Origin of the sequence: Paraburkholderia sp. MM5496-R1 (genome assembly GCF_050436205.1) — a bacterium.
GTDB classification, from domain to species: Bacteria; Pseudomonadota; Gammaproteobacteria; order Burkholderiales; family Burkholderiaceae; genus Paraburkholderia; species Paraburkholderia tuberum.
Genome location: NZ_JBNDLT010000002.1, coordinates 91,171 through 114,690, shown reverse-complemented (window position 1 = coordinate 114,690; position 23,520 = coordinate 91,171). Strand labels below are relative to the sequence as shown.

The 23,520-nt window shown below is 64.1% G+C and carries 22 protein-coding genes and 1 pseudogene; 3 read left to right on the top strand and 20 right to left on the bottom strand.

The features are described from left to right. Window positions 1–143 precede the first annotated feature (143 nt). On the top strand, window positions 144–1,130 hold the full coding sequence (locus OKW38_RS07350; protein WP_184066148.1) for a DMT family transporter: 987 nt from the start codon (window positions 144–146) through the stop codon (window positions 1,128–1,130). Between the two features lie 70 nt (window positions 1,131–1,200). Here OKW38_RS07350 and OKW38_RS07345 read toward each other — a convergent pair whose 3' ends face one another. Both OKW38_RS07345 and OKW38_RS07340 read right to left on the bottom strand, forming a co-directional pair. Further along, window positions 1,201–1,533, bottom strand: a complete 333-nt coding sequence (locus OKW38_RS07345; protein WP_090800565.1) for an RnfH family protein — start codon at window positions 1,531–1,533, stop codon at window positions 1,201–1,203. Beyond that, window positions 1,530–1,967 (bottom strand): type II toxin-antitoxin system RatA family toxin, encoded by a 438-nt coding sequence (locus OKW38_RS07340; protein WP_018417666.1) that lies wholly within the window; start codon window positions 1,965–1,967, stop codon window positions 1,530–1,532. The genes OKW38_RS07345 and OKW38_RS07340 overlap by 4 nt, the downstream gene beginning before the upstream one ends. 100 nt (window positions 1,968–2,067) lie before the next feature. Here OKW38_RS07340 and smpB point away from each other — a divergent pair, with 100 nt between their 5' ends. Further along, window positions 2,068–2,514, top strand: coding sequence for an SsrA-binding protein SmpB (gene smpB / locus OKW38_RS07335; protein ID WP_013089686.1), 447 nt, complete (start codon window positions 2,068–2,070; stop codon window positions 2,512–2,514). A gap of 100 nt (window positions 2,515–2,614) precedes the next feature. Here smpB and OKW38_RS07330 read toward each other — a convergent pair whose 3' ends face one another. The 3 genes from OKW38_RS07330 to ppsA all read right to left on the bottom strand — a co-directional run bounded on the left by OKW38_RS07330 (window position 2,615) and on the right by ppsA (window position 6,626). Then, window positions 2,615–3,562: an SPFH domain-containing protein gene (locus OKW38_RS07330; RefSeq protein ID WP_429360796.1), complete on the bottom strand. Its 948-nt coding sequence runs from the start codon at window positions 3,560–3,562 to the stop codon at window positions 2,615–2,617. Window positions 3,563–3,649: 87 nt separating this feature from the next. After that, the gene (locus OKW38_RS07325) at window positions 3,650–4,105 is read right to left on the bottom strand and encodes an NfeD family protein (RefSeq protein ID WP_187610478.1); all 456 of its coding nucleotides are present in this window, start codon (window positions 4,103–4,105) and stop codon (window positions 3,650–3,652) included. A 118-nt stretch (window positions 4,106–4,223) separates the two neighbouring features. Beyond that, window positions 4,224–6,626, bottom strand: coding sequence for a phosphoenolpyruvate synthase (gene ppsA, locus OKW38_RS07320; protein WP_429360795.1), 2,403 nt, complete (start codon window positions 6,624–6,626; stop codon window positions 4,224–4,226). A 514-nt stretch (window positions 6,627–7,140) separates the two neighbouring features. On the opposite strand from ppsA, the gene ppsR reads away from it, so the two are divergent. Then, a complete protein-coding gene (gene ppsR / locus OKW38_RS07315) occupies window positions 7,141–7,956 on the top strand; it encodes a posphoenolpyruvate synthetase regulatory kinase/phosphorylase PpsR (protein WP_090800570.1) in 816 nt (271 codons plus the stop codon). 58 nt (window positions 7,957–8,014) lie between these two features. Here ppsR and OKW38_RS07310 read toward each other — a convergent pair whose 3' ends face one another. The 15 genes and pseudogenes from OKW38_RS07310 to tsf form a co-directional block, all read right to left on the bottom strand. Further along, on the bottom strand, window positions 8,015–8,803 hold the full coding sequence (locus tag OKW38_RS07310) for a TrmH family RNA methyltransferase (RefSeq protein ID WP_429360793.1): 789 nt from the start codon (window positions 8,801–8,803) through the stop codon (window positions 8,015–8,017). 92 nt (window positions 8,804–8,895) lie between these two features. After that, window positions 8,896–9,645, bottom strand: coding sequence for a ribonuclease HII (gene rnhB, locus OKW38_RS07305; RefSeq protein ID WP_090800573.1), 750 nt, complete (start codon window positions 9,643–9,645; stop codon window positions 8,896–8,898). Then, window positions 9,642–10,811 carry a lipid-A-disaccharide synthase gene (lpxB, locus tag OKW38_RS07300; RefSeq protein WP_429360791.1) on the bottom strand — a complete coding sequence of 390 codons (1,170 nt, stop codon included), beginning with the start codon at window positions 10,809–10,811 and terminating at the stop codon, window positions 9,642–9,644. The genes rnhB and lpxB overlap by 4 nt, the downstream gene beginning before the upstream one ends. Window positions 10,812–10,814: 3 nt before the next feature. Next, complete coding sequence (lpxA, locus tag OKW38_RS07295) at window positions 10,815–11,603, bottom strand: acyl-ACP--UDP-N-acetylglucosamine O-acyltransferase (protein WP_184056892.1); 789 nt, start codon at window positions 11,601–11,603, stop codon at window positions 10,815–10,817. 100 nt (window positions 11,604–11,703) lie between these two features. Then, window positions 11,704–12,168: a 3-hydroxyacyl-ACP dehydratase FabZ gene (gene fabZ / locus OKW38_RS07290; protein WP_090800577.1), complete on the bottom strand. Its 465-nt coding sequence runs from the start codon at window positions 12,166–12,168 to the stop codon at window positions 11,704–11,706. A gap of 186 nt (window positions 12,169–12,354) precedes the next feature. Then, window positions 12,355–13,467, bottom strand: coding sequence for a UDP-3-O-(3-hydroxymyristoyl)glucosamine N-acyltransferase (gene lpxD, locus OKW38_RS07285; RefSeq protein ID WP_429360790.1), 1,113 nt, complete (start codon window positions 13,465–13,467; stop codon window positions 12,355–12,357). A gap of 132 nt (window positions 13,468–13,599) precedes the next feature. Further along, window positions 13,600–14,121: an OmpH family outer membrane protein gene (locus tag OKW38_RS07280; RefSeq protein ID WP_026225318.1), complete on the bottom strand. Its 522-nt coding sequence runs from the start codon at window positions 14,119–14,121 to the stop codon at window positions 13,600–13,602. A gap of 89 nt (window positions 14,122–14,210) precedes the next feature. Beyond that, window positions 14,211–16,514, bottom strand: a complete 2,304-nt coding sequence (gene bamA, locus OKW38_RS07275) for an outer membrane protein assembly factor BamA (protein ID WP_090800580.1) — start codon at window positions 16,512–16,514, stop codon at window positions 14,211–14,213. Between the two features lie 67 nt (window positions 16,515–16,581). Then, complete coding sequence (gene rseP, locus OKW38_RS07270; protein ID WP_018417653.1) at window positions 16,582–17,976, bottom strand: RIP metalloprotease RseP; 1,395 nt, start codon at window positions 17,974–17,976, stop codon at window positions 16,582–16,584. A 7-nt stretch (window positions 17,977–17,983) separates the two neighbouring features. After that, window positions 17,984–19,189 (bottom strand): 1-deoxy-D-xylulose-5-phosphate reductoisomerase, encoded by a 1,206-nt coding sequence (locus OKW38_RS07265; protein WP_090800582.1) that lies wholly within the window; start codon window positions 19,187–19,189, stop codon window positions 17,984–17,986. 10 nt (window positions 19,190–19,199) lie between these two features. Beyond that, window positions 19,200–20,021: a phosphatidate cytidylyltransferase gene (locus OKW38_RS07260; RefSeq protein ID WP_429360788.1), complete on the bottom strand. Its 822-nt coding sequence runs from the start codon at window positions 20,019–20,021 to the stop codon at window positions 19,200–19,202. Further along, window positions 20,015–20,794, bottom strand: a complete 780-nt coding sequence (uppS, locus tag OKW38_RS07255; protein WP_090800585.1) for a polyprenyl diphosphate synthase — start codon at window positions 20,792–20,794, stop codon at window positions 20,015–20,017. The genes OKW38_RS07260 and uppS overlap by 7 nt, the downstream gene beginning before the upstream one ends. Window positions 20,795–20,856: 62 nt before the next feature. Then, window positions 20,857–21,418: pseudogene (frr, locus tag OKW38_RS07250) on the bottom strand (ribosome recycling factor). A 97-nt stretch (window positions 21,419–21,515) separates the two neighbouring features. Beyond that, a complete protein-coding gene (pyrH, locus tag OKW38_RS07245; RefSeq protein WP_090800588.1) occupies window positions 21,516–22,229 on the bottom strand; it encodes a UMP kinase in 714 nt (237 codons plus the stop codon). Window positions 22,230–22,451: 222 nt separating this feature from the next. Further along, a complete protein-coding gene (gene tsf / locus OKW38_RS07240; protein WP_090800589.1) occupies window positions 22,452–23,333 on the bottom strand; it encodes a translation elongation factor Ts in 882 nt (293 codons plus the stop codon). Window positions 23,334–23,520 lie beyond the last annotated feature (187 nt).

Sequence of the window (23,520 nt, the reverse complement as noted above, 5' to 3'; positions counted from 1 at the left end):
CCGGAGCAGAGCCGGCGGCATTTTCGCGGCACGTACCCTGTCGAGCGGCGGTCGAGCGGCCTGAATGCAGGATCGAACAAGACGTCCTGCTCGCAAAACCGCTATTCTGCCGGCCATTCCAGTTTATCCAGCAGAGGCAGTCGATGCAGCGCGGTGTCGTATATGGCGTCATGGCCGGAGCCTTGTGGGGCATGGTGTTTCTGGTGCCGCGGGTGCTGCCCGACTTCTCCCCGCTCCTGCTCGTCGCCGGCCGCTACTCGATGTACGGCGTCGTGTCGCTCGCCGCGGCGCTGCCGATCGCGCGTTCGCTCGCCAAACGGCTGAGCCGCGAGGATCTGATCGCGCTCGTCAAGCTCGCGCTGGCCGGCAATATCGTTTATTACCTGCTGCTGACGGCCGCCGTGCACCTGATCGGAATCGCGCCGGCCTCGCTGATCGTCGGCGTGCTGCCGGTCACGGTCACGCTGGTCGGCCGACGCGATCACGGCGCGGTGCCGCTCGCGCGCCTCGCGTGGCCGCTCGCGACGGTGATGGCGGGCATCGTCTGCATCAATATCGACGTCTTTACGGTGGCCGGCGCGGCGCCGGTGAGCATCGCGACGCGCCTGCTCGGCGTGGCCTGCGCGGTGGGCGCGCTCATCTGCTGGACCTGGTTCGCGGTCGAGAACGCCCGTTACCTGCAGCGTCAGACGCATTTCAGCGGCAATGAGTGGTCGGTGCTGTGGGGCGTCGTGACTGGCGCGCTCGGCGGCGCGTTGTGGCTCGTGGTCGCGGTGCTGCCGTCGGGCGGCCCGCAGGGTGAGTTGGCCGACCCGCGCTGGCACACGTTCTGGCTGCTCAACCTCGCACTCGCGATCGGCGCGTCGTGGCTCGGCAACGGCCTGTGGAATGCCGCGGCAAAACGGCTGCCGCTAACGCTGTCCGGCCAGATGATCGTGTTCGAGACGCTGTTCGCGCTGCTTTACGCGTTCATTTACGACGAGCGCCTGCCGCGCCCGCTCGAACTCGCGGCGATCCTGCTGCTGGTGGCGGGGGTCTGGTGGTCGGTGCGCCGGCATTCGGACGACGATTCGTCGGGTGCGGCGCGCATCGAGGGCATGAACGATAAGGCGCAGACGGCGGCGCCTTGAGGTGATGTGACGCGATGATGCAAGACGGGCGGCGCGCGAAAAAGTCCGCCGCCCCCCCAACTAGCGCCGCCTAGCGCGAATCCTTGTTCAACCAACGCCGCCCCTCGATCGACCCCGCCTTGCGTGTCTTTTCGACGCGGCGTTGGCGCGACACCTTCGGATCCACCAGCAACGGCCGGTAAATCTCGACGCGATCATGGTCGGCCAGCACCGTATCGAGCGGTTTGAGCTTGCCGAACACGCCCACCTTCTGCGTGTTCAGATCAATCGACGGAAAGCGCTGCAGAATCCCGCTTGCGCCGATCGCCTGTTGCAGCGTCGCGCCCGCGGGCAACTCGACCGCAATCAGCGCCTGCTCGGCAGCGAGCGCATAGCAGACCTCGACCGTTAGCCGCGCGCTCATGACTGACCATAGCGCTGGTTGGCGCGCTTCACGAAAGATTCGACGAAGGTATTGGCGATGTGATTGAACACCGGCCCGATGATCTTCTCGAGCAGGATGCTGGTGAACTCGTAGTGCAGCGCGAATTCGATCTTGCACGCATCGGCGCGCAGCGGCGTGAAGCGCCAGAAACCGGTGAACTTGCGAAACGGACCGTCGGCGAATTCCATGTCGATGCGCGTGGGGCGCTCCATCGAGTTACGCGTGGCGAAATGCTGCTTGATGCCCTTGAAGTTGATATCGATCCTCGCCTCCATGCTGGTGTCGTCCCGGTGACGAATTTCGATGCCCCCGCACCATGGCAGGAACTTGGGGTAATCGTCGACGTCGGTGACGAGGTCGAACATCTGCTCCGCCGAGTGGCGAATCAAAACGGTTTTCTGGACATCTGCCATAAATTGAACAGCGCGTGGCAACGGTGGACAAGCGCCGCGGGCTTTCCTTGCCCCGCTTTGCTAAAATCGTGATTTTAAACGAGTTGGGCACTTTCCATTCATGAGCATCATAGACAACAGAAAAGCCTTCTACGACTACTCGGTCGAGGAACGCTATGAGGCAGGCCTCGTGCTCGAAGGATGGGAGGTCAAGGCGTTGCGCGCCGGGCGCGGCCAGATCAAGGAAGGCTACGTGGTGATCCGCAACGGCGAGCTGTTCCTGATCGGCACGCACATCAGCCCGCTGCCCGAAGCGTCGACGCACATCCATCCCGACCCGGTGCGCACGCGCAAGTTGCTGCTGCATAGCGAGGAGATCAGCAAGCTGATCGGCAAGGTCGAGCAGCGCGGCTACACGCTCGTGCCGCTGAATTTTCACTACAAGAACGGTCGCGTCAAATGCGAGATCGGTCTCGCGAAGGGCAAGAAGATGCACGACAAGCGCGAGACCGAGAAGAAGCGCGACTGGGAGCGCGAGAAGGCGCGCTTGATGCGCTCGCCGACCTGAACGCGATTCGTTTCCGGCTCATGCAAAAATGGCCCGCGCATCGATGTGCGGGCCATTTGCTTTTACGTCACGCACTCATTGCGCATGCATTGCCCGTTCGTCAGCGCAAGTCGCCGCGCGGCGGCTCCGCTGCCGCCTTGCTCTTGTTCACGATGGTCAGCGCCGACGCGATCATCGAACTCATGTTCGACATGTCGCCCGGCACGATCAGTGTCGTGCCCTGCCTCGCCAGGTTCGAGAACGCGTTCACGTACTGTTCGGCCACCTTCAGATTCACCGCGTCCATGCCGCCGTTCATCTGGATCGCCGCCGCGATCTTCTGGATCGCCTGCGCGTTCGCCTCGGCCACCGCCAGAATCGCCGCGGCCTGCCCCTGCGCCTGATTGATCGCTGCCTGACGCTCGCCCTCGGACTTCTGGATCGCCGCCTCGCGGCCGCCCGACGCGATATTGATCTGCTCCTGCTTGCGCCCTTCCGATGCAGCGATCAGCGCGCGTTTCTCGCGCTCGGCGGTGATCTGCGCCTGCATCGCGTGAAGGATTTCCTTTGGCGGCGTCAGGTCCTTGATCTCGTAGCGCAGCACTTTTACGCCCCAGTTCGCGGCCGCCTCGTCCAGCGCGGACACGATGCTGTGATTGATGAAATCGCGCTCCTCGAAGGTCCGGTCCAGCTCCAGCTTGCCGATGACCGAGCGCAGCGTGGTCTGCGACAACTGCGTGATCGCGAACACGAAGTTGCTCGATCCGTACGATGCCTTCATCGGATCGGTGACCTGGAAATACAGCACACCGTCGACCTGCAGTTGCGTGTTGTCGCGCGTAATACAGACCTGGCTCGGCACTTCGAGAGGAATTTCCTTCAGCACGTGCTTGTACGCGACCCGGTCGACGAACGGGAACGCGAAGCTCAGACCCGGCGTCAGCGTCGCGTGATAACGGCCGAGGCGCTCGAGCACCCACGCATGCTGCTGCGGCACGATCTTGATGGTCTGCGACGCGAGCACGATCACGACGATCAGCAGCACTGCCCCGACGATGGTTGAATCCATATCGCTACCCTCCGATTCTGCTTCGAATAGTTGTGCGCAGGTTGGTCGGGCCTGCGTTTTCAGCTTGGGCGGCCGGCGCTCAGATCGTCAGGTCGCGCTCGCGCGCGCCTTCGGCTGCCGCCTCGCGACGACGACGAGGCAACTGCCCCGCAACTCCTTGATCTCGTAGACCTGCGCGTCTTCGGGTTCGCCCGCGGCCAGCTCGATGTCCCATGCCGCGCCACGATAGGTCGCGCGTGCTTTGCGCCCTTGCCAGGCCGGCACGTTCAGCGTCTGCCCGATATCCAGATTGACATCCGGATTGCGCGACGCCTGCTCGCGCCTACGACGGCCGAAGCGCGAGCGTCTGAGCACCACGACCGCCGCGAGCGCAACCAGCGCCGCCACTACGAATTGCAGATCGGTCCCGGCGCCGGCAATGCGCGCAAGCGCGGCCGCGACGAAGCCGAACGCGATCATCAACAGATAGAAGGTGCCGCTCATCAGCTCCAGCACGACAAGCACACCCGCCCCGATCCACCAGAACAGTCCACCAGGCGCCACGTCGACCTCCACAAAGCAAAACACCCCGGTTCTACCGGGGTGTTTATAGCACGAAGCGCACGTGCCTTTAACGCGTGCCGAATGCCGCCTGCGAAAGCGGCATTCGCTACCTCGCGAGTTACTGCTTCGCCTTTGCCAGCTGCTGCCACGTATCGATGATCGTGTCGGGGTTGAGCGAGATCGACTTGATGCCTTCGTCAGTCAGCCATTGCGCGAAGTCCGGATGATCCGACGGCCCCTGGCCGCAGATACCGACGTACTTGTCGAGACGCAGACAGGTTTCGATCGCGCGCTTGAGCAGGAACTTGACCGCTGGATCACGCTCGTCGAAATCGACCGCGAGCAGCTCCATGCCCGAGTCGCGGTCGAGGCCGAGCGTGAGCTGCGTGAGATCGTTCGAGCCGATCGAGAATCCGTCGAAGTACTGCAGGAACTCTTCCGCGAGGATCGCGTTCGTCGGCACTTCGCACATCATGATCAGACGCAGGCCCTTCTCGCCGCGCTTCAGGCCGAACTTCGCGAGCAGCCCGACCACGCGCTCCGCCTGCTTCAGCGTACGCACGAACGGCACCATGATCTCGACGTTGTCGAGGCCCATCTCTTCACGCACCTTCTTCAGCGCGATGCATTCCATCTGGAACGCCTCGGCGAAGTCTTCCGCGATATAGCGCGACGCGCCGCGGAAACCCAGCATCGGGTTTTCCTCGTCCGGCTCGTAGCGCGAGCCGCCGATCAGCTTCTTGTACTCGTTCGACTTGAAGTCCGACAGACGCACGATGACGGGCTTCGGATAGAACGCCGCCGCGATCGTTGCGATACCTTCGGTCAGCTTGTCGACGTAGAACGCGCGCGGCGAGGCGTGACCGCGCGCGACGCTTTCGACCGCCTTCTTCAGGTCCTGATCGACGTTCGGGTACTCGAGGATCGCCTTCGGGTGCACGCCGATGTTGTTGTTGATGATGAACTCGAGCCGCGCGAGACCCACACCTGCGTTCGGCAGTTGCGAGAAGTCGAATGCGAGCTGCGGATTGCCGACGTTCATCATGATCTTCACCGGAATCGGCGGCAGTTCGCCGCGCTGCACTTCGGTGACTTCGGTTTCGAGCAGGCCGTCGTAGATCTTGCCTTCGTCGCCTTCCGCACATGACACGGTGACGAGCGCGCCGTCCTTCAGCACGTCGGTCGCGTCGCCGCAGCCGACCACGGCCGGCACACCCAGCTCACGCGCGATGATCGCCGCGTGGCAGGTGCGGCCGCCACGGTTCGTGACGATTGCCGACGCACGCTTCATGACCGGCTCCCAGTTCGGATCGGTCATGTCGGCGACGAGCACGTCGCCCGGCTGCACGCGGTCCATCTCCGACGGGTCGTGGATCACGCGCACCGGACCCGCGCCGATCTTCTGACCGATCGCGCGGCCCGTTGCCAGCACGTTCGACTGGCCCTTCAGCTTGAAGCGCTGCTCGGCCTTGCCGCCGCCCTGGCTCTTCACCGTTTCCGGACGAGCCTGCAGGATGAAAATCTTGCCGTCGCGGCCGTCCTTGCCCCACTCGATGTCCATCGGACGCTGGTAGTGCTTCTCGATGATCACCGCGTACTTCGCGAGCTCGATCACGTCTTCGTCGGTGATCGAGAAGCGGTTGCGCTGTTCGTGCGCGACGTCGACGGTCTTCACGCGGCCCGGCTCGCCCGGCTTCGTGAACTCCATCTTGATCAGCTTCGAGCCGATCGAGCGGCGGATGATCGGGTACTTGCCCTGCGCGAGCGTAGTCTTGAAGACGTAGAACTCGTCCGGATTCACCGCGCCCTGCACGACGGTTTCGCCGAGGCCATAGCTCGACGTGATGAAGACGGCGTCCTTGAAGCCCGATTCGGTGTCCAGCGTGAACATCACGCCCGCGGCGCCGACGTCCGAACGCACCATGCGCTGCACGCCCGCCGACAACGCGACTTCAGCATGCGTGAAGCCCTTGTGGACGCGATAGGAGATGGCGCGGTCGTTATACAGCGACGCGAACACGTGCTTCATGCGATCGAGCACGTCGTCGATGCCGACCACGTTCAGGTAGCTTTCCTGCTGACCGGCGAACGATGCGTCCGGCAGGTCTTCCGCGGTCGCGGATGAACGCACGGCAAACGACAGTTCCTCGGGCGAGCTCTGTTGCAGCGTGTCGAACCCCGCGCGAATGTCAGCCTCGAGCTGCGGCTGCAGCGGCGCGTCGACGATCCATTGACGGATCTCCTTGCCCGCTTCGGCGAGTGCCTTCACGTCGTCGACGTCGAGCGTCTCGAGACGTTTGGCGATGCGCTCGGTCAGATCGTTGTGCTGCAGGAAGTCACGGAACGCGAGCGCGCTGGTCGCGAAGCCGGTCGGCACGCGCACGCCGGCTTCGGCGAGCTGGCTGATCATCTCGCCCAGCGACGCGTTCTTGCCGCCGACGATCTCCACGTCGGTCATCCGCAACTGCTCGAACGGAACTACATACGCCTTGTCCTTTGCGACGGTAACTGCGTTAGTCATACAAGCCCCTAAGTGTGAAAGAAATTCACGACTGTGCAAGTGGGCTTGAACACGGGCAGCCCATTGGAAGCCTCGACCCCGTGTCTTGCACAACCTGTTAGATAAGCAATCGCCTGGACGGCGGAGATGCGTTGCATGGCGCGCCGGCCGTGGAGCACGAGGCGGAGCACCGAAGAACGCGGTTGAGCGGACTTACCGCTCGATCTGTTGCGTTCAACGCATATTGACATTAGATAACGTGACGTTGAACGACCGTTCGCGGCAAGTTAGCGGCCAATCGCCTGCAATTGCTTATCCAACAGGTTGCCGCTATTCTACCGTGCCGACTCCTGAAATGTGGCAGTCGGTCGAGAATTGCGCCTCGAATCGCGCGCCGACCAAGCCAGCGGGCTTTTGCGGGACCGCCCGCGCGGGACACGAGCGTGGCGCGCCCGCCGCCGCGCGGTTTGATTCGAGCGCGTTGTCGCGCTCGCGCTTTCCGGCTCATTTGCCTTTCACGTTCACAGCTCCTCTGATGCCGCCCACCGTATTCATCGTCTCAGACGGTACCGGGATTACTGCCGAAACCTTCGCGCATTCGATCCTCTCCCAGTTCGACCAGAAATTCCGCCTGGTCCGCGTGCCATTCGTCGACTCGACCGAGAAGGCCTACGCAACGCTCGAAAAGATCAACGAAGCGGTCGTGCAGGACGGCCGTCGACCGATCGTGTTCACCACGCTCGTCGATAGCTCGTCGAATCAGATCGTGAAGGGTTCGAACGCGCTCGTGCTCGACATGTTCCAGACCTTCGTCGAGCCGCTCGAGCAGGAACTGGAACTGAAGTCGAGCCACGCGATGGGGCGCGGCCACCAGAACGCGGACACCGAGGAGTACAAGAACCGGATCGAGGCGATCAATTTCTCGCTCGCGCACGACGACGGTCAATCGAATCGCAATCTCGCAGACGCCGACGTGATCCTCGTCGGCGTGTCGCGCAGCGGCAAGACGCCGACGAGCCTTTACCTGGCGATGCAGTACGGCGTGAAAGCGGCGAACTATCCGCTGATTCCCGAAGATTTCGAACGCGGCAAGCTGCCGACGCCGCTACGCGAGCATCGACAGAAGATGTTCGGCTTGTCGATCGATCCGCAGCGGCTGTCGGAGATCCGTAACGAGCGGCGGCCGGGCAGCAAGTATGCGGCGCCGGAAAACTGCCGCTATGAGATCAACGAAGCCGAAACGATGATGCGGCGCGAGGGGATCAAGTGGCTGTCGTCGACGCACAAGTCGATCGAGGAAATCGCGACGACGATCCTGCAGGAGATTAAGCTGGATCGGCCGTCGTATTGAGGGATGGCCGAGCAGGCGTTGCGTTGCCGGGCCAGAGCCCTCGCAACGCCACTTCAGTCTACTTTTTGCGCCCGCGCTGCTGCCGGCACTGCTCGAACACGCAGACCGCCGCCGCGGCCGCCACGTTCAGCGACTCCATACCGCCGGGCTGCGGAATCGTCACCCGCAACGACACGGCATCGCGCCACGCCTGCGACACGCCCGCCCCTTCGTTGCCGAACACCCACGCGAGCGGCCTGCTCAGGTCGCTGTCATAGATCGCTTCGGCACCGTGCGAATCGGTGATGACGATCGGTACCGCGAGCCGTTCGATCAGCGCACGCGCTTCGACATCCTCATGAATCTGCAACAGGAAGTGCGCGCCCATCCCCGAGCGCAGCACCTTCGACGACCACGCGTATGCGGTGCCCGGCGCGCAGAACACGTGCTCGATACCCGCAGCCGCTGCGCTGCGCAGAATCGATCCGACGTTGCCCGCGTCCTGCACGCCGTCGAGCACGAGACAGTTTTGCTCGACGCGCTCGGGCAGCGGTGCGTCGAGCTTCTCGACGAGCAGCAGAATCCCGACCCCATGCACGACATTCGACAACTGTCCGAACAATGCATCCGGCAGCGTCACGAGCCGATGCTCGTCGATCCGTGACACGATCGCCTGCGCTTCGTCGTAACGCAACGCGCCGTCGGTGACGACGCATAGCTCCGGCTGACCTGCGACGTCGAGATACGTGCTCGCGAGATGGAAGCCCTCGAGCAGCGCGTGGCCGCTGCGGCGCTGTTGATGCGTCGAGCCGGCCAGTGCCTTCAGGCGCTTGTAGAGCGGATTGTCCCGCGAGGTGATGGCTTTCACAGGCAGCGAAGGCGGTGAGAAGGGAAAAGGAATCAGCGGCAATCAACGGCACGCAAGCGCGCAGCGCGCTCGAGCCGCGCTGATGGGGTCGGTCACGCGAAGCCGGCTTCGCCGAACGCATCGTCGTCGAGCAGCAGCGCGTCGGCCACGATGACGGCGTCCGCCGACGGCAACGGCACGCCAGTGCCGAACCTCAAATGCGCTTCGCGCACCGGCGCGAACGAGCGCCGATGATGCTCGCACGGCCCATGTTCGCGCAGCGCCGCGAGATGCTGCGGCGTGCCATAACCGGCATGCGCGTCGAAGCCGTACATCGGATACGCCTGGTGCAGTTCGACCAGCATGCGGTCGCGCGTGACCTTCGCGAGAATCGACGCCGCCGAGATGCTCTTCACGAGCGCGTCGCCGCCAATCACCGCCTCGCTACGGATGCTGAGCGTCGGGCAACGGTTGCCGTCGATCTTCACGAGCGTCGGCACGACCGACAGGCCCTCGACCGCGCGCTTCATCGCGAGCATGGTGGCGTGCAGGATGTTCAGCGAATCGATTTCCTCGACTGTCGCCGACGCGACGCAGTACGCGAGCGCACGCTCGACGATCTTGTCGTACAGCGCTTCACGCTTGAGTGCGCTCAGCACCTTCGAATCGTCGAGGCCACGGATCATCGGTTTGGCGGGATCGAAAATCACCGCCGCCGCAACGACCGGACCGGCCAGCGGTCCGCGCCCTGCTTCGTCGACGCCGCAGACGATGTCGTCGGCGCTCTCGAAGTTCAGGCCGGCTTGCGCCACTACCCGAACGGTGGCCGCGATCTTCCGGCGAGGCGCGCCCGCGGCGGTCATGGCCGCCCCGCCCGCTGCTCGACAACGCTCGCCACGACTTCGGCCGCGCGCTGCGCGGTGTTCTGCTTCAGCACGTGATGCATCTCCGCGAAGATTTCCTTCAGCGTGCGCCGGTTCGCCTCGTCGCGCAACTGCTTCAGCGTCGCCTCGGCGAGCGCCTGCGGCGTCGCGAAGTGCTGCAGGATCTCCGGCACCACGAAACGCCCGGCCAGGATGTTCGGCAGGCCGACGTACGGCAGATAGCCCTGGCGGCGCATGATCTGGCCGGTCAGCCAGGGCACCTTGTACGAAATCACCATCGGCTTTTTCAGCAGCGCGGCTTCGAGCGTGACGGTGCCGCTCTTCACGAGAATCGCGTCGGCGGCGGTCATCGCGAGTTGCGACTGGCCTTCGGTGATGGTCAGCACGAGGCCCGGATGCGCATCGACGAGCGGCTGCAGCAGCGCACGCAACGCGGGCGTCGCCGCCGGCATCACGAAGCGCACGCTGGGCTCCTGGTGCTGCATCATCTCCATCGCCGCGAAGAACGTCGGGCCGATCAGGTCGATCTCGGAGCGCCGGCTGCCCGGCAGCACCGCGATCACCGGCCCGCTTTCCGCGAGACCGAGTGCGCGGCGCGCACCGAGGGTGTCGGGTTCGAGCGGGATCTGATCGGCCAGCGGATGCCCGACGTACGACGCCGCGACACCCGCCTTTTCAAGCAGCGCGGTTTCGAACGGGAACACGCACAGCATGTGGTCGACGGCCTTGGCGATCTTCTTGATGCGCCCGCCACGCCACGCCCAGATGGACGGGCAGACGAAGTGCACGGTCGGAATGCCGGCGTCGCGCAGTGCGTGCTCGAGCCCGAAATTGAAGTCGGGCGCGTCGACGCCGACGAACACGGACGGCGGTTCGGCGAGCAACTGACGCTTGAGCTCGTTGCGGATACCGAGGATTTCAGGAATGTGCCGCAGTGCTTCGACATAGCCGCGCACCGTCAGCTTTTCCATCGGCCAGTGGGCGTCGAAGCCCGCGGCGATCATGCGCGGACCGCCGATGCCGTAGTACTGCGCGGCGGCCGGCAACCGGCTGGCGAGGCCGTCGAGCAGCGACGCGGCGAGCAGGTCGCCGGACGGCTCGCCGGCCACCATCGCGACGCGCAGCGGACTGGGTTGCAACGTCATCGGTTAGCGGATGATGCCGCGCTGCGACGCTTCGACGAACGCGAGCAGCGTCTGCACCGGGGCGTCGCCGTCACCGCCGGCCGAACCGAGTTCCTTCAGTTGCACCTTCGCTTCTTCGAGCGACAGGCCGTTCTTGTACAGCACGCGATACGCGGTGCGCAGCACCGAGATCGCGTCGGCCGAGAAGCCGCGGCGGCGCAGCCCTTCGACGTTGATGCCGTGCGGCTCGGCCTTGTTGCCCGCGGCGATCACGTACGGCGGCACGTCCTGCACGAGCGCCGACGCGCCGCCGAGCATCGAATGCGCACCGATGCGCACGAACTGATGCACGCCCGACATGCCGCCGATGATCGCGTAGTCGCCGATCGTCACGTGACCGGCCATCTGCGCGTTGCTCGACAGGATCACGTTGTTGCCGACGTGGCAGTCGTGACCGATGTGCACGTAGGCCATGATCCAGTTGTCGTCGCCGAGCGTGGTGACGCCCGCGTCCTGCACCGTGCCGGTGTGGATCGTCGTGAACTCGCGGATCATGTTGCGGTTGCCGATCACGAGCCTGGTCGGCTCGTCCTGGTACTTCATGTCCTGCGGACGTCCGCCGACCGATGCGTAATGGCCGATGCGGTTGTCTTCGCCGAGCGTGGTATAGCCTTCGATCACGCTGTGCGAGCCGACCGTGCTGCGCGCACCGATCGTCACGTGTGCGCCGATCACCGCATAGGGCCCGACTTCGACGGATTCGTCCAGCTGCGCGCCCGCTTCGATGATCGCGGTGGGATGGATCCTGCTCATGCGTCCTCGCTTCTGATTCTGTTGCGTTGTGTGGATGGCCTTGCCGTCAGGGCCGCCGCGCGCGTGCCTTGCCGCGCCGCGACCTGCCCCGACGCGGGCTTTACGCGTCGTTGTCCGTGTGGCGCACCGCGCACATCAGATCGGCTTCCGCCGCGACGACGCCATCCACTTCGGCGCGCGCCTTGAACTTCCAGATGCCGCGCATGTGACGCTCGAACGTGCAGTTCAGGATCAGCTGATCGCCCGGTTCCACCACGCGCTTGAAGCGCGCGTTGTCGATGCCGACGAACAGGTACAGCGTGTTCGACGGATCGCTCGGCTCTTCCGAGAACGTCAGCAGCGCCGCGGTCTGCGCGAGGGCTTCGAGGATCAGCACGCCTGGCATCACCGGCCGCGTCGGGAAATGTCCCTGGAAATACGGCTCATTGATCGACACGTTCTTCAACGCTTTGATGCTCTTGTGCGGTTCGAGTTCGAGCACCCGGTCGACCAGCAGGATCGGATAACGATGCGGCAGCAGCGTGAGAATCTTATGAATGTCGAGATTGATTTTTTCGGTGCTCATGGTGTTTCTGCTCACGCATTGACTGCGCGATGATGACTGCGGATGCTGGGTGCAGGTGGGTTGAAAACGCGCACGACCGGCGCCTCCGATGACCGGCGGTCGTGCCACCCGGTCACGGCCACCGGCTTTGCTTCATGATGCTCGACCACTATTTTACGCGGTGCGGATGGGTCGCCGGGATAAGTGTCAGATCTTGTTGCCTGCGGGTTGACCTGCGGCGCCGTCAGTGGCATTGCCGGCTTTGTCGACGGTGGCGTTCTCCAGCGCTTTGATGCGATCGCGAAGCTTGTCGATATTGCGCAGCAGCGCGGCGCTTTTGTTCCAGTCCGCGTGGTTCACGGCCGGGAACGCGCTCGTGTACATGCCGGGCTTCAGCAGCGACTTCGACACGCCCGACTTTGCGGTGACGATCACGTAATCGGCGAGCGTCACGTGTCCGGCAATGCCGACCGCGCCGCCGATCATGCAATGACGGCCGATGGTCGTGCTGCCCGCGATGCCCGCGCAGCCCGCGATCACCGTGTAGGCGCCGACCTTGCAGTTGTGGCCGATCTGCACGAGGTTGTCGATCTTCACGCACTCCTCGATGATCGTGTCGGCCATCGCGCCGCGGTCGATCGTGGTGTTCGCGCCGATTTCGACGTCGTTCGCGATCGACACGCCGCCGACCTGCGGAATCTTGACCCAACTGCCGGTGCGTGCGTCGCCCTCGCCGACGAAGTCGGGCGCGAAGCCGAAGCCGTCCGAGCCGATCACCGCGCCCGCGTGGACGATCACGCGCTCGCCGAGCTTGCAGCCGTGGTACACGGTCACGTTCGGATACAGATGTGAGTTCGTCCCGACGCGGGTGCCGCGGCCGATTACGACGTTGGCGTCGAGCCGCGCGTGCTCGCCGATCACTGCGCCCGCTTCCACGGTGACACGCGGACCGATCACCGCGCTCGCGGCGACCTGGGCGGAAGGATCGATGGTTGCGCTCGGATGCACGCCGGGGACCGCCCTCGGCGCGGCCAGGTCGATGAAGGTTTGCGCGATGCGCGCAAAGTAAGCGTAGGGATTCGGCGTGACGATGAAGTTTCGAGCTTCGCGCGAGGCGAGCTTCGCAAGGTCGCCGGCATTGATCAGCACTGCGCCGGCGCGGGTCGTTTCGACCTGCGACAGATACTTCGGATTGGCGAGGAACGCCAACTGGTCCGGGCCGGCCTGGTCGAGCGGCGCAAGACTGCTCACGCGCTGCGCCCCGTTACCGACTACTTCACCGCCGAACCGCTGGACGATGTCCTCGAGCGTAAATGCCATGCCTATCCTGTCTCCAATGTCGACCAGAGTTGGCGCTTTAGCGCTTACTCTGGTCCCATTCAAATCATTGCGAGGGCGCGCGCCGAGGCGTGCGGGGCGACCGTGCGCCGCCCTCAGTCGCCCTCATTGCCCTTAGTTGCCCGATGCCGCAAGTGCCTTCAGCACCTGGTCGGTGATATCGATGCGCGGGCTCACGTACACCGCTTCCTGGACGATCAGATCGTAGTGCTGCGTTTCGGCGATCTGCTTGATGACCTTGTTCGCGCGATCGAGCACCGCCGCGAGTTCCTCGTTGCGGCGCTGGTTCAGGTCTTCGCGGAACTCACGCTGCTTGCGTTGGAAGTCCGAGTCGAGCTGCGACAGGTCGCGCTGCTTTTGCGCGCGATCGGTCGCCGACATTGTCGCGCCATTCTTGTCGAGTGCATCGGACATCGACTTGAGCTTTTGCGCCATGTCGGCGAGATCCTTGTCCCGCTTCGCGAATTCGGCCTCGAGCTTCAGCTGCGCGGCTTTCGCCGCCGCCGATTCGCGCAGGATGCGGTCGGAATTCACCGCGGCGATCCTCGCCTCCTGCGCGTGCGCCATGCCGACCCCGAGGGTCATTGCCAGCGCCAATGCGCACGCTACACGTTTCGAAAACATACCGGTTAGCAAAGTCATCCTCTCGATACTGTAGTTTGGCCGGGTCCGCCGCCGCAGCCGGCCGCCGGCAACGCCGGCCGCCGGGAACACCCGCCGCCCGATCAGAACGCCGTCCCGATCTGGAACTGGAACTTCTGGTACTGGTCGCCAGTGTGCTTCGTGAGCGGGAAGCCGAGGCTCAACTTGAGCGGGCCGATCGGCGAGATCCACGCGAGACCCACACCGTAGCCGTAACGCAGGCCATTTGCGCCGATGCTGTTACCTTCCGTTCCCCACACGTTACCGGCGTCGAGGAACGTGAACACACGCAGCGTGCGATCGTAGCCCGTGCCCGGCAGCGGGAACGTGAGCTCGATATTGCCGACGAGGAGCTTCGAGCCGCCGATCGGGTCGTTGGTCTTCGCGTCTCGCGGACCGAGCGAGCTCGGCTCGTAGCCGCGCACCGAACCGATACCGCCGGCGAAGTAGTTCTTGAAGATCGGATAGGGCTTGCCGCCGAGGCCGTTACCGTAGCCGCCCTGGAAGTTGAAGCCCAGCACGAAGCCACGCGCGAACGAGTAATAGTACTGCGCGTTGATGTCGGCCTTGTAGTACTGCGTGCCCCCGATCGGCGTGCCGTACTCGGCGTTCGCCTGCGTGAAGTAGCCGCGGCTCGGCACCAGCGCGCTGTCACGCGCATCGCGCGACCAACCGACCGTCAGCGGTACGTTGTTCGACACGCGGCCGAACTGGTTCACGTAGTCGATATAGCTTTGCGGCGTATTCGAGTCGATGTCGAGCTGGTTCTGCTCGAAGCCGACGCCGAAAAACACCGTGTCGACTTCGGAGAACGGAATGCCGAACTTCAGGTCACCGCCAATCGTGACGATCTTGAAGCTCGAATCGGTCGAATAGTACAGCGGCTGGTACGTGCGGTAGTAGACGTCGGTGATCCGCTTGATGCCGTCCACCGTGAAGTACGGGTCGACCTGCGTGACCGTCAGCGTACGGTACGTCTTCGCGGTATTGATGTTCACCGAGAGGCTCGTGCCGGAGCCGAACACGTTGTCCTGCGAGATACCCGCCGACAGCACCACCTTGTCCGTCGATGAGAAGCCCGCGCCAAGCGTGATCGCGCCGGTCGGTTTTTCGGCGACCTTCACGTCGATGTCGACCTGGTCGGGCGTGCCTTCGACCGGCACCGTGGTCACGTCGACGTCGGTGAAGTAGCCGAGACGGTTGATACGGTCCTTCGACAGCGCGAGGCGGTTCGAATCGAACCACGAGCTTTCGAGCTGGCGCATTTCGCGGCGCACCACTTCGTCGCGCGTGCGCGTGTTGCCGACCACGTTGATGCGGCGCACGTACACGCGACGGCTCGGGTCGACCTGAAGCGTCAGGTCGACGGTGTGGTTGTTCTGGTCGATCTGCGGCTGTGCATTGACGGTCGCGAACGCGTAGCCGTACTCGCCGAGCTTGTCGACGATCGCCTTCGTGGTCGCCTGCAGCTTTTCGGCCGAGAAGCGGTCGCCCGGCTTGATCTTGATCAGCTTCTTCAGTTCCGCTTCGCGGTCGAGCAGATTGCCGGCGAGGCGGATGTTCGAAATCGTGTACGGCTGACCTTCATGCAGCGTGACCGTCAGGTACATGTCCTTCTTGTCCGGCGAAATCGACACCTGGGTCGATTCGATGCTGAACTCGAGATAGCCGCGGTTCAGGTAGTACGAGCGGACATTCTCGAGGTCGCCGGTGAGCTTGTCTTTCGAGTACAGGTCGTTCTTCGTGTACCACGAGAACCAGTTCGGCGTGGACAGCTGCATTTCGTCACGCAACGTGCCGGTGCTGAATGTCTTGTTGCCGATGAAGTTGATCTGACGGATCTTCGCGCTCGGACCTTCGGCCACCGAGAACAGGATGCCGACGCGGTTGCGGTCGATCGGCGTGATCGTCGTGGTGACTTCAGCCGCGTAAAAACCGCGCGTCAGATACTGGCGCTTCAGCTCCTGCTCGGCCTTGTCGACGAGGGCCTTGTCGTAGTAGCGGCCTTGCGACAGCCCGACCGCGCGCAGCGCCTTGATCAGATTGTCCTTGTCGAACTCGTGGATACCGGCGAAGTCGATCGTGCCGATGGCCGGGCGCTCTTGCACCTGCACGATCACCACGTTGCCTTCGGTCGCGATCTTGACGTCGTTGAAGAAGCCCGTCGCGTACAGCGCGCGAATCGCTTCGGACGCCTTGTCGTCGGTAAAGGTATCGCCTTGCTTGATGGGCAGGTACGCGAACACCGTGCCCGGTTCGACGCGTTGCAATCCCTCAATGCGAATGTCTTGCACCACGAAGGGCGTCGTTGCGTGAGCAACCAGCCCATGCGCGGCGAACGCCGCGGCTACAACCGTCTTTGGACCAAAGCGATGAGGTTTGAACAACGTGCTTCCCCAGTATGTATAGCTGCATCAGGCCTGGCGGCCGCCCTCGTGAACGCCGCCGGACACTTTAAAAATGGATTAAACGAGCCAGATCGTTGAACAGCGCAATCGCCGACAACGCGACGATGCAGGCAAGCCCCGCCCTCTGAAAAACGAGTTGCCAGCGATCGGAGACAACTTTACCGGTCACAGCTTCAACCAAATAATATAACAGATGACCCCCATCCAATACCGGAATTGGTAGCAGGTTCAGCACGCCGAGGCTAATGCTGACAAGGGCCAGGAACGACAGAAACGCGGCAGGACCCAGACGTGCGCTCTTTCCCGCGTAGTCGGCGATCGTCACCGGACCGGACAGATTCTTCAGCGACGCCTCGCCGACGATCATCCGGCCGAACATCCTGACCGAGTACACCGCGAGATCCCAGGTACGGCGCGCGCCGAGGTGGAGGCTCTCGAGCGGCCCGTAGCGCACGTCGATCGACGGCACCTGGGTCGCCAGCTCCGCGCCGATGCGGCCGATCTGCTGCCCGCTCGCCGCATCGCGCTGCAGCTGCGGCACGATGGTGATTTCTTCGAGCGCGCCCGCCGCATGACCGCCACGGCCCCCGCGCTCCACCCGCAGCGTGACCGGCACGCCGGCGTGCGATTTTACAAAAGCGATGAAGGCCGAGGCATTATCGGTCGGCGTGCCGTTGATCGCGCGCAGCCGGTCGCCGGCGACGAGCCCCGCCTTTTGCGCGGCGCTGCCCGCCTGCACGCCCGCCACCGTCAGCTTGCCGCCGCCGGGCTCGAAGCCGAGGCGCGACATCAGATCGTCATCGACGTCTTTCTCGCCGAGGCCGCGCAGGTCCATCGGAAAATCGGACGTGCCGTGCGCGTCTTTTGCACTGAGCACGATGCGCTGCTGATCGAACGCGGCGCCGAGCAGCTTCCAGCGCAGATCCGACCACGACCGCACCGGCTCGGTCTCATCGCTATGGCCGGTGCGCACACCGACGATGGTCTCGCCGCCCTCGAAGCCCGCCAGCGCGGCCGGCGTGTTCGGCGCGGGTGTCGCGATCACGGCGGCCGGTTCGGTCACGCCAGTTGCGAACACGAGCGCGAACAGCACGATCGCGAGCAGGAAATTCGCGACCGGACCGGCCGCGACGATCGCGAAGCGCCGCCACACCGACTGGCGGTTGAACGCATGCGGCAGATCCGCTTCGGGAATCGAACCGGGGCCGGTCTCGCGCTCGTCGAGCATCTTCACGTAGCCGCCGAGCGGCAGCGCGGCAATCGTCCACTCGGTGCCCGTCTTCGGACTGACCCACTGAACGAGCGGCTTGCCGAAGCCGATCGAGAAGCGCAGCACCTTCACGCCGCACAGACGCGCGACGCTGTAGTGCCCGTACTCGTGGACTACCACGAGTACGCCAATCGCAACCGCGAAAGCGAGCAGTTCGATCAGCAGATTCATAAACGCCTCACTGGACGGCGCGTTCCGTGCGACGGGCGCCGTCAGGCAGACGCGCGATGAATTCGGTAGCAGCTCGGCGCGCGGCGGCGTCCGCTTCGATGACGTCGTCGAGCGCGTGCGCGCTGCGGTTCGGCAACGCGTTCAGCACCGAGTCGACCGCCTCGGCAATCGCCATGAAGCCGATGCGGCGCGCGAGAAATGCCTCCACCGCGATCTCGTTCGCGGCGTTCAACGCCGCGCTCGCGACGCCGCCTTCCGCAAGCGCCTTCATGGCGAGCGCGAGGCACGGGAAGCGCGCGTAGTCGGGTTTTTCGAACGACAGCGACGCGATCTCCGCGAGATCGAGCTGCGCGACCCCGGAATCGACGCGATCCGGAAACGCGAGCGCGTGCGCGATCGGCGTGCGCATGTCGGGGTTGCCGAGCTGCGCGAGCACCGAACCGTCCGCGTACGACACCAGCGAATGAATCACGCTCTGCGGATGGATCAGCACGTCGATGCGCTCGCCGGGCAGGTTGAACAGCCAGTGCGCCTCGATCACTTCGAGGCCCTTGTTCATCATCGTGGCCGAGTCGACCGAGATCTTGCGGCCCATCACCCAGTTCGGATGCTTGCAGGCTTCGTCAGGCGTCACGTCGACGAGCGTGGCCGGTTCGCGGGTGCGGAACGGGCCGCCCGATGCGGTCAGGATGATCTTTGAAACGCCGCCATGCAGCGACGCTTCACGCGGCAGGCATTGGAAAATCGCGTTGTGTTCGCTGTCGACCGGCAGCAGCACCGCGCCGTGGTCGCGCACCGCGTCCATGAAGATCGCGCCGGACATCACCAGCGCTTCCTTGTTCGCGAGCAGGATGCGCTTGCCGGCGCGCGCCGCGGCAAGGCTCGGCGCGAGACCGGCCGCGCCGACGATCGCCGCGACCACCGTGTCGCAGCCCTCGCTCTTCGCGACGTCGACGAGCGCCTGCGGCCCGTACGTGACCTCGGTCTTGCTGCCCGCTTCGCGCAGCTTCGCGGCGACCTTCGCGGCCGTGTCGGCGTCGCCGACCACCGCCACTTCGGGCGCGAAGCGCAGGCATTGCCCGACGAGCTTGTCGCCGTTGCGATGCGCGCTCAGCGCGTAAATCGAAAACCGCTCGGGATGACGCGCGACCACGTCGAGCGTACTGTCTCCAATCGAGCCCGTGGAACCGAGCAATGTCAGACGTTTTTGCATATCTCTTTCTCTAGCCGAGCAGCAGCATGGCGAGCGGCAGCACCGGCAACAACGCGTCGATGCGATCGAGCACGCCGCCGTGCCCCGGCAACAGGCCGCTCGAGTCTTTGACGCCGGCCTGACGTTTCATCATCGATTCGAACAGATCACCGACCACGCTAAAAACCACCAGCAGGGTCAGCGCGAGCACCGTGCGCAGCGCACCCAGTTGCGCCAGCAGCGCAGAATACAGGGTCGGCTCGAACGCGTGCAAAAAGATCGCCGCGGCGGCGACGATCATGACCAGCAGCCAGCCGCCGATCGCCCCCTCCCAGGTTTTACCCGGACTGATCGCTGGCGCCAGCTTGTGCTTGCCAAATGCCTTCCCGGAGAAGTATGCGCCGATATCGGCGAGCCATACCAATAGCAGCAGCGACAGCACGAACGGCACACCCTGCATGCGCGCGGCGACGAGAGCATGCCAGCACGCGATGAAACCGACGATTCCGGCAAGAAACAGAAACGCGCGCCACGCGCCCTGCGCGAGCACGGGCTTACGCAGCAGCGCGAATGGACCGGCGATCACCCAGAAAATCGCCGCCGCCTGGAAGAACGGCCGGGCAGGCTCGGTGCCGATGCCCACCCGCGTACTGGTGACGAGTCCGAGCGCCGCGACGAGCGCGTACAGCACCGGACCCGCGCCACCGAGCTTCAGCAGGCGCGCCCACTCCCACGCGGCGAACACGACGACGAAAGCGATCAGCGCGCCGAATGCGCCGACAGGCGCGAACAGCGTGACAGGCAGGAACACTGCCAGCAACACGATCGCCGTGATGACACGGGTCTTTAGCATGGAAGCGAATCGACGTTCTGCGATTGCGGCTCGAGCTGAGCACTGGTGCGGCCGAAGCGGCGTTCCCGCTCCGTGTACGAAGCGATGGCGTGACCGAGCGCGTCGGCGTCGAAATCCGGCCAGAACGTGTCGGTGAAATAGAACTCGGTGTAGGCAAGCTGCCACAGCAGGAAGTTGCTGACGCGGCGCTCGCCGCCGGTGCGGATGAACAGGTCCGGCTCGGGTGCGTAGGCCATCGACAGGTGCTCGGCGAACGCGTCCTCGTTGACCTCGACCGGCTTGCCCGCCGCCGCTTGCTCGACGAGCTTGCGGGCGGCCTGCATGATGTCCCAGCGCCCGCCGTAGTTCGCGGCGATGGTCAGCGTGAGACGGGTGTTGCGCGCGGTCTTGGTTTCCGCGCGCTTGATCAGATCGCGGATCTTGTCGTCGAAACGCTCGAGATCGCCGACCACGCGCAAACGGATACCGTTCGCGTGCAGCTTGCCGATCTCGCGCTCGAGCGCGGTGACGAACAGGCGCATCAGGAACGATACCTCCTCGTTCGGACGGCGCCAGTTCTCCGAGCTGAACGCGAACAGCGTCAGATATTCGACGCCCCGCCGCGCGCACGCCTCGACGGCCGCCCGCACCGCGTCGACGCCGCGCGTATGGCCCGCCACGCGGGGCAGACGCCGCTGCGTGGCCCAACGGCCGTTGCCATCCATGATGATCGCGATATGTCGCGGCACCGCGGCGACTTCAGGCACGCGCACGGTTGAGCTGGTATAGGTCATGGCCGTCGGGACAGTAATGCCAGTAAAGAAGTGGAAATCAGAAGGTGCTGAGCCGAACGGCGTCAGACCGTCATGATCTCGGCTTCTTTCGTTGTGACGAGCTTGTCGATTTCGGCGACGAACTTGTCCGTCAGCTTCTGGACGTCGTCACCGGCACGACGCTCGTCGTCTTCCGAGATTTCCTTGTCCTTGACGAGCTTCTTCAGTTGCTCGTTGGCGTCGCGGCGCAGGTTGCGCACGGCCACCTTGGCCGTTTCGGCTTCGCTGCGAACGACCTTGGTCAGCTCGCGGCGACGCTCTTCGGTCAACGCTGGCATCGGTACGCGGATCACATCGCCATGGGTAGCTGGGTTCAGACCGAGATCCGACTCGCGAATCGCCTTTTCGACGACCTGGAACCATCTTCTTTTCCCACGGCTGCACCCCGATCGTGCGCGCGTCGATCAGCGTCAGGTTCGCGACCTGCGAAATCGGCACCGGCGAGCCATAGTAGTCGCACTGGATATGATCGAGCAGGCCCGTGTGCGCACGGCCCGTGCGGATCTTCGACAGGTCGTTCCTGAACGCGTCGATGGAGCGCTGCATCTTCTGTTCAGCGCCCTTCCTGATATCAGCCACAGACATTTTTAAACCTCCGAACCTTCAAAACGGTGCGAGCCGCCCGGCACGCGGGATGCGGCGGCCCGGGCTCGCGTCAAAGCCCACGTAATGTAAACGAAGTTTACACGTGGACGAGGGTGCCCTCGTCCTCCCCTAGCACGATGCGCTTGAGCGCACCGGGTTTGACGATCGAAAACACGCGGATCGGCAGCTTCTGGTCGCGGCACAGAGCGAAAGCCGTCGCGTCCATCACCTGCAGATTGCGGCCGATTGCCTCATCGAAGCTGATCGTGCTGTAGCGGGTCGCGCTCGAATCCTTCTTCGGATCGGCCGAATAGACGCCGTCCACCTTGGTCGCCTTCAGCACCACTTCCGCGCCGATTTCCGCGCCGCGCAATGCAGCGGCCGTGTCGGTCGTGAAGAACGGATTGCCGGTGCCGGCCGCGAAGATCACGACCTTGCCTTCCTCGAGCTGGCGGATCGCGCGGGGCCGGATGTACGGCTCGACGACCTGGTCCATGCGCAGCGCCGATTGCACGCGCGCCTCGATGCCGGCGTGACGCATCGCGTCCTGCAGCGCCAGCGCGTTCATCATCGTGGCGAGCATACCCATGTAGTCGGCCGTTGCGCGGTCCATACCCGCCGCACCGCCCGCGACGCCGCGAAAAATATTGCCGCCGCCGATCACCACGGCCAGTTGCGTTCCGAGACGGACCACTTCGGCCACGTCCGCCACCATTCGTTCGATGGTTCCGCGATTGATGCCGAAGGCATCGTCGCCCATCAGAGCTTCACCGGAGAGTTTGAGCAGGACGCGTTTATAGGCAGTGGGCATAGGGGTATCCAGATCGCGCAGAACAGGGCAACAACAAGGGACTAATGTAGGGGTGAAATGCTGATTCGGGCAAGCACCGCCAAATTGGCGAACCCTCAGGTTCGCCAGCGGCGGCCGCGCGGCGAGGGTCAACTCGTGCGCGGCCTTGCGGCGCTGCCGACCGCGGCGAGGTCTTGCCTCGCCGCGGGTCCAAACGGTACGGCGGTGAAGCTTGGATAACGCTTATTGTTGCTTTGCAGCAGCGACCTGGGCGGCCACTTCCGCTGCGAAGTCGTCCTGCTTCTTCTCGATGCCTTCGCCGACCACGAACAGCGCGAACTTCTGCACGCTCGAGTTGCCCGCCTTCAGCATCTGCTCGATCGTCTGCTTGTCGTTCTTCACGAACGTCTGGTTCAGCAGCGACACTTCCTTCAGGTACTTCTGCACGGTGCCGTCGACCATCTTCGCGACGATTTCAGCCGGCTTGCCCGATTCGGCGGCCTTCTGTTCAGCGATGCTGCGTTCCTTGGCGATCAGGTCCGCCGGCACGTCGTCCGACGACAGTGAGACCGGCTTCATCGCGGCGATGTGCATCGCCACGTCCTTGCCGACCTGTTCGTCCGCGCCGGTGTACTCGACCAGCACGCCGATGCGCGTGCCGTGCAGGTACGCCGCCAGCTTGTTCGCGGTGTCGAAGCGCACGAAACGGCGGATCGACAGGTTTTCGCCGATCTTGCCGACCAGCGCGAGGCGCACTGCGTCGACGGTTTGGCCGTCGAGCGGCAGGGCTGACAGCGCCGCGACGTCAGCCGGGTTTTGCGTCGCGACGAGTTCGGCGATCTTCTTCGAGAACGCGAGGAAGTCGTCGTTCTTCGAGACGAAGTCGGTTTCGCAGTTCAGCTCGACGAGCGAACCTGCGTTGCCGTTGATGAACGATGCGACGACGCCCTCGGCCGTCACGCGCGATGCCGCCTTGCTCGCCTTGTTGCCGAGCTTCACGCGCAGCAGTTCTTCAGCGCGCGCCAGATCGCCGTCGGCTTCCGTCAGCGCCTTCTTGCATTCCATCATCGGCGCGTCGGTCTTCGCGCGCAGTTCTGCAACCATGCTTGCGGTAATTGCCGCCATCATTTGCTCCTTGAGTTCTGTCTGTCACACGCCGCCCGCATTTCGATGCCGGCGGCAGGAATTCGTTTCAGCGTTTTCGCGCATTTTTTGCGAGCGACGCACCTCGCGTCGCCTCGAGCACTCTGCCAGATGCCCGTTACAACAACTGTCATAGACGTCGCGACTTAAAAAAAGGGGGCCTGTAGAA